The organism is Stenotrophomonas sp. 3diitr2024, from assembly GCF_042136455.1.
Classification (GTDB): Bacteria; Pseudomonadota; Gammaproteobacteria; order Xanthomonadales; family Xanthomonadaceae; genus Stenotrophomonas; species Stenotrophomonas sepilia.
The window spans coordinates 1-5,076 of record NZ_JBHHMJ010000187.1; the positions used below are offsets into that span (position 1 = coordinate 1).

General features: G+C 66.1%; 6 protein-coding genes and 1 tRNA gene. All 7 read left to right on the forward strand.

Annotated elements, in window-relative coordinates; genetic code table 11:
* The coding region (locus ABGA94_RS04360) for a lipoprotein insertase outer membrane protein LolB (protein WP_375366493.1) at window positions 1–224 on the forward strand (224 nt) is incomplete at its 5' end.
* Window positions 221–1,090, forward strand: coding sequence for a 4-(cytidine 5'-diphospho)-2-C-methyl-D-erythritol kinase (gene ispE, locus ABGA94_RS04365; RefSeq protein ID WP_375366495.1), 870 nt, complete (start codon window positions 221–223; stop codon window positions 1,088–1,090). The genes ABGA94_RS04360 and ispE, both read left to right, overlap by 4 nt.
* A gap of 11 nt (window positions 1,091–1,101) precedes the next feature.
* A tRNA-Gln gene (locus tag ABGA94_RS04370) sits at window positions 1,102–1,178 on the forward strand.
* A gap of 140 nt (window positions 1,179–1,318) precedes the next feature.
* Window positions 1,319–2,278, forward strand: coding sequence for a ribose-phosphate diphosphokinase (locus tag ABGA94_RS04375; protein WP_005415400.1), 960 nt, complete (start codon window positions 1,319–1,321; stop codon window positions 2,276–2,278).
* Window positions 2,279–2,388: 110 nt separating this feature from the next.
* Window positions 2,389–3,006, forward strand: coding sequence for a 50S ribosomal protein L25/general stress protein Ctc (locus tag ABGA94_RS04380; RefSeq protein WP_005408191.1), 618 nt, complete (start codon window positions 2,389–2,391; stop codon window positions 3,004–3,006).
* Between the two features lie 48 nt (window positions 3,007–3,054).
* On the forward strand, window positions 3,055–3,633 hold the full coding sequence (gene pth / locus ABGA94_RS04385) for an aminoacyl-tRNA hydrolase (RefSeq protein WP_019661167.1): 579 nt from the start codon (window positions 3,055–3,057) through the stop codon (window positions 3,631–3,633).
* Between the two features lie 142 nt (window positions 3,634–3,775).
* The gene (gene ychF, locus ABGA94_RS04390; RefSeq protein WP_005415403.1) at window positions 3,776–4,867 is read left to right on the forward strand and encodes a redox-regulated ATPase YchF; all 1,092 of its coding nucleotides are present in this window, start codon (window positions 3,776–3,778) and stop codon (window positions 4,865–4,867) included.
* The last annotated feature ends 209 nt before the right edge of the window (window positions 4,868–5,076 follow it).

Genomic DNA, 5,076 nt, shown 5'->3' on the forward strand with positions numbered 1-5,076 from the left:
AGCCGTTCTCGCCGCGTGAGCTGGTGGCGCGGGTGCGTGCGCGCCTGCGTCGCGCCGCGCCGGTCGCGGCAGCCCCCGGCGCCGATGCGGGCTGGCAGGTACAGTACCTGGACTGGTACCCGGCCGACGCCGGACGGCCGGCGCTGCCGCGCCGGATCGAGGCCAGCAACGGTGACGCCAAGGTGCGCCTGCTGGTGGACGAGTGGGGGCAGGGCACGCCATGAGCGGGGCAGTCGACGACGCGGGCTGGTCCTGGTGGCCGGCCCCGGCCAAGCTGAACCTGTTCCTGCACATTACCGGCCGCCGGGCCGACGGCTACCACGAACTGCAGACCGTGTTCCGCCTGCTGGACTGGGGGGACCGCATCGGCCTGCGCCTGCGTGAAGATGGCCAGGTGCGCCGGCAGGGCGAGGGCCTGGCCGGCGTGGCCGAGGCCGATGATCTGGCGGTGCGCGCCGCGCGTCTGCTCCAGGAAGCGGCGAAGGTTGCGCAAGGTGCTGACATCATCGTCGAAAAGCACGTTTCTGCCGGTGGTGGATTTGGCGGCGGTTCGTCCGACGCGGCCACCGTACTGGTGGTACTGAACCGGCTCTGGCATGCCGGCCTGGATGAAGATGCCCTGGCCGCGCTGGGCCTGCGCCTGGGCGCCGACGTGCCGGTGTTCGTGCGCGGCCGCAACGCCTGGGCCGAAGGGGTGGGCGAGCGCCTGCAGCCGATCACGCTGGCGCCGGCCTGGTATGTGGTGGTTGAACCGGGCGTTCATGTTCCCACGCCGGCCCTGTTTGCAGACCCGGATTTGACGCGCGACAGCCCAGTGGCGAAAATAGAGGACTTCGCTTCCGGGACCCTGGTCGGGAACGCGTTCGAACCGGTGCTGCGCCGCCGTGAGCCTGCCGTCGAGGCAGCGCTTGCCGCGTTGAGCGACATCGGCAAGGCGCGGCTGACCGGTTCGGGAAGTGGTTGTTTCGTCGAATTCGCGTCGCAGTCTGCTGCAGAGCAGGGACGGTCGAAATTGCCGAAGGAGTTGCGGGCAAGGGTGGCAGCGGGCGTTGCGCGTTCGCCACTGCTGGATGCACTCGAGCAACACTGATTTATCAATGCAGGGGCGTCGCCAAGAGGCCCAAGGCACCAGGTTTTGATCCTGGCATTCGTAGGTTCGAATCCTACCGCCCCTGCCAATAGCGGCTGTGTCCGCGCCTTCCAGCGCATCGCCCGCGCGGGACGTGGAAACAACCGCGGTGTTGTCAGCAGCAAGGGTCCATCCGGGTCCTTGCCGCCCCCGGATCCCCGCCACTCGTCCCCGCCCGAGACAATCATGATGCAAGAGTCCCCGAACCTGCTGGTCTTTTCCGGCAACGCCAACAAACGTCTGGCGCAGAACATCTGCAAGGAACTGGGGGTTCGCCCGGGCAAGGCGCTGGTCTCGCACTTCTCCGATGGTGAAGTGCAGGTGGAGATCGAAGAGAACGTCCGCAAGCAGGACGTGTTCGTGATCCAGCCGACCTGCGCGCCGAGCGCGGAAAACCTGATGGAGCTGCTGGTGCTGATCGACGCGCTCAAGCGCGCATCGGTGGCCAGCGTGACCGCCGTGGTGCCGTACTTCGGCTACTCGCGCCAGGATCGCCGCATGCGCTCCTCGCGCGTGCCGATCACCGCCAAGCTGGCGGCCAAGATGTTCAGCACCGCGGGCGCTGATCGCGTGCTGACCGTCGACCTGCACGCCGACCAGATCCAGGGCTTCTTCGATATTCCGGTGGACAACGTGTATGCGTCCCCGCTGCTGCTGGCCGACATCTGGCGCGCCTACGGCACCGAGAACCTGATCGTCGTCTCGCCGGACGTGGGCGGCGTGGTCCGCGCCCGTGCGGTGGCCAAGCGCCTGGATGACGCCGACCTGGCGATCATCGACAAGCGCCGCCCGCGCGCCAACGTCTCCACCGTGATGAACATCATCGGCGACGTCGAAGGCAAGACCTGCGTCATGGTCGATGACATCGTCGATACCGCCGGCACCCTGTGCGCCGCTGCCGCTGCCCTGAAGGCGCGCGGTGCGCTCAAGGTCGCCGCCTACTGCACCCACGCGGTGCTGTCGGGCCCGGCGGTGGACAACATCACCAATTCCCAGCTCGACGAACTGGTGGTGACCGACACCATCCCGCTGAAGGACGCCGCGCGGGTGTGCAGCAAGATCCGCCAGCTGAGCGTGGCGGAAATGCTGGCCGAAACGATGCGCCGCATCGCCTTCGGCGAGTCGGTCAGCTCGCTGTACGTCGACTGAGTTTTTCGTCCCTGCCGGCAACGGCGGGGACATACCCCGGGTGCTTCTGGTCGCGGAAGCATCTTCAACCGCCACGCCAAAAGGCGAGGCAACAACCTGAGTAGTCGAAAATGTCGAAGACCCATGAAATCAAGGTCACCAAGCGTGAACTGCAGCGTAAGGGTGCGAGCCGCCGCCTGCGTCACGCCGGTGTGATCCCGGCCATCGTGTACGGCGGCAACGCCGAGCCGGTCGCCATCAGCCTGGACCACAACGAAATCTGGCTGGCCCAGCAGAACGAGTGGTTCTATGCCTCGATCCTGGACCTGAACCTGGATGGCCAGGTGCAGAAGGTCCTGCTGCGTGACATGCAGCGCCACCCGTACAAGCAGCTGATCATGCACCTGGACTTCCAGCGCGTGAACGAGAACGAAGCCCTGACCGCTTCGGTCCCGCTGCACTTCGTCAACGAAGACACCTCGCCGGCCGGCAAGGCTGCCGACGTCGTGGTCACCCACGAACTGAAGGAAGTGACCATCACCTGCCTGCCGAAGGACCTGCCGGAGTCGATCGAAGTCGACCTGGGCGAGCTGAAGGCCGGTGACGTGGTGTACCTGTCCGACATTAAGCTGCCGAAGGGCGTGGAAATCCCGGCCCTGGCGCTGGGCAAGGACCACGACGACGCCATCGTCACCGCCAAGGCCGGCAAGGCCGACGAGGCTGACGAAGAAGCGGCTGCCGCCGAGTAATACCGTTACGGTGCCTGCCTCCGGGCAGGCACCGTACTGGAAGGAACCATGGCAGGACTGCGACTGATCGTCGGTCTGGGCAACCCCGGATCGGAACACGCCCGGACCCGGCACAATGCCGGGTTTCATTTCGTTGAGGCCCTGGCGGAAAAAGCCGGTGCGCGATGGAATGTGGACAGCAAGCTGTTCGGCGAGACCGCCAAGGTCGAGATCGCCGGGCAGACGGTGTGGCTGCTCAAGCCCGCCACCTTCATGAACCTCAGCGGCAAGTCGGTCACCGCCGCCCAGCGGTTCTGGAAGATCGAGCCGGAGGAAACCCTGCTGGCCCACGACGAACTGGACCTGCCGCCCGGCGCGGCACGGCTGAAGTTCGACGGTGGCCACGGCGGCCAGAACGGCCTGCGCGACACCATCCGCCTGCTCGGCCACGGCAAGTTCCATCGCCTGCGCGTGGGCATCGGCCATCCCGGCCACAAGGACCGCGTGGTGGGTTGGGTGCTCGGCCGCCCGTCGAAGGACGACGACGTGCTCATCGCGCGCGCCATCGACGATGCGATCGACGTGCTGCCGCTGGCGGTGCAGGGCGATTTCAACGAAGCGATGAAGCGGCTGCACACCCCGAAGTAAACCGCTTTGGGTAGGTGCCAACCTTCCCGATTCCGGTGGGTGCCAACCTTGGTTGGCACACAATGATCGACACCGAGATGGATTGGCCAAGCAGCGCGCGCGCTGTTTCACCAATCACTTTCACCCCAGAGAGCTGTCACCCATGGGTATCAAATGCGGCATCGTCGGCCTGCCCAACGTCGGCAAGTCGACCCTGTTCAATGCGCTGACCAAGGCGGGTATCGCCGCGGCGAACTTCCCGTTCTGCACCATCGAGCCGAACGTCGGCATCGTGCCGGTACCGGATCCGCGCCTGAACGAGCTGGCGGGCATCATCAACCCGCAGAAGGTCATCCCGACCGCAGTCGAGTTCGTCGACATCGCCGGCCTGGTAGCCGGCGCCGCCAGCGGTGAAGGCCTGGGCAACAAGTTCCTGGCACACATCCGCGAAGTCGATGCGATCACTCACGTGGTGCGCTGCTTCGAGCACGGCGACATCGTGCACGTGGCCGGCAAGGTCGATCCGATCTCGGACATCGAAACCATCGATACCGAACTGGCGCTGGCCGACCTGGACAGCGTCGAGAAGGCACTGAACCGTGCCGAGCGTGCGGCCAAGGGCGGCGACAAGGATGCAGCGGCGCGCAAGCCGGTGCTGGCCAAGCTGCAGGCGGCGCTGTCGGAGGGCAAGGCCGGCCGCTCGGCCGGCCTGGACGAGGAAGAGAAGGCGCTGGTGCGCGACCTGTTCCTGCTCACCCTGAAGCCGGTGATGTACATCGCCAACGTGCTGGAAGACGGTTTCGAGAACAACCCGCACCTGGAAGCCGTGCGCGCGCATGCCGCCGCAGAAGGCGCGCAGGTGGTACCGGTGTCGGCCGCGATCGAAGAAGAGCTGTCCCAGCTCGACGACGAAGACCGCGATACCTTCCTGGCCGACCTGGGCCTGAGCGAGCCGGGCTTGAACCGCGTGATCAACGCGGCCTACAGCCTGCTCGGCCTGCAGACCTACTTCACCGCTGGCGTGAAGGAAGTCCGTGCGTGGACCGTGCGCAAGGGCGCCACTGCCCCGCAGGCCGCCGCGGTCATCCACACCGACTTCGAGAAGGGCTTCATCCGCGCCGAAACCATCGCGTATGACGACTTCATCAAGTACAAGGGCGAAGCCGGCGCCAAGGAAGCAGGTCGCCTGCGCCTGGAAGGCAAGGAATACCGCGTGCAGGAAGGCGATATCCTGCACTTCCGCTTCAACGTCTGATCCGGCGGCAACGGATCGACCCCGGACGCCCCGCCCTGTGCGGGGCGTTCGCGTTTCCGGCGATGGACAAAAAATCACCACACTGCGAAACGCTTGCGGCGTGACCTTCGCCGGCACTTGTCCACAGCAAACTCCCATCGCTTTCCACGCCACATGTGGAAAACCGCACAGCTCCCCTGTAGAGCCGAGCCTACGCTCGGCTCAGGGGG

Coding starts and splice junctions, on each gene's coding strand:
- ABGA94_RS04380 (WP_005408191.1), top strand. CDS start 2,389: ATGTCGAAGACCCATGAAATCAAGGTCACCAAGCGTGAACTGCAGCGT.
- ispE (WP_375366495.1), top strand. CDS start 221: ATGAGCGGGGCAGTCGACGACGCGGGCTGGTCCTGGTGGCCGGCCCCG.
- pth (WP_019661167.1), top strand. CDS start 3,055: ATGGCAGGACTGCGACTGATCGTCGGTCTGGGCAACCCCGGATCGGAA.
- ABGA94_RS04375 (WP_005415400.1), top strand. CDS start 1,319: ATGCAAGAGTCCCCGAACCTGCTGGTCTTTTCCGGCAACGCCAACAAA.
- ychF (WP_005415403.1), top strand. CDS start 3,776: ATGGGTATCAAATGCGGCATCGTCGGCCTGCCCAACGTCGGCAAGTCG.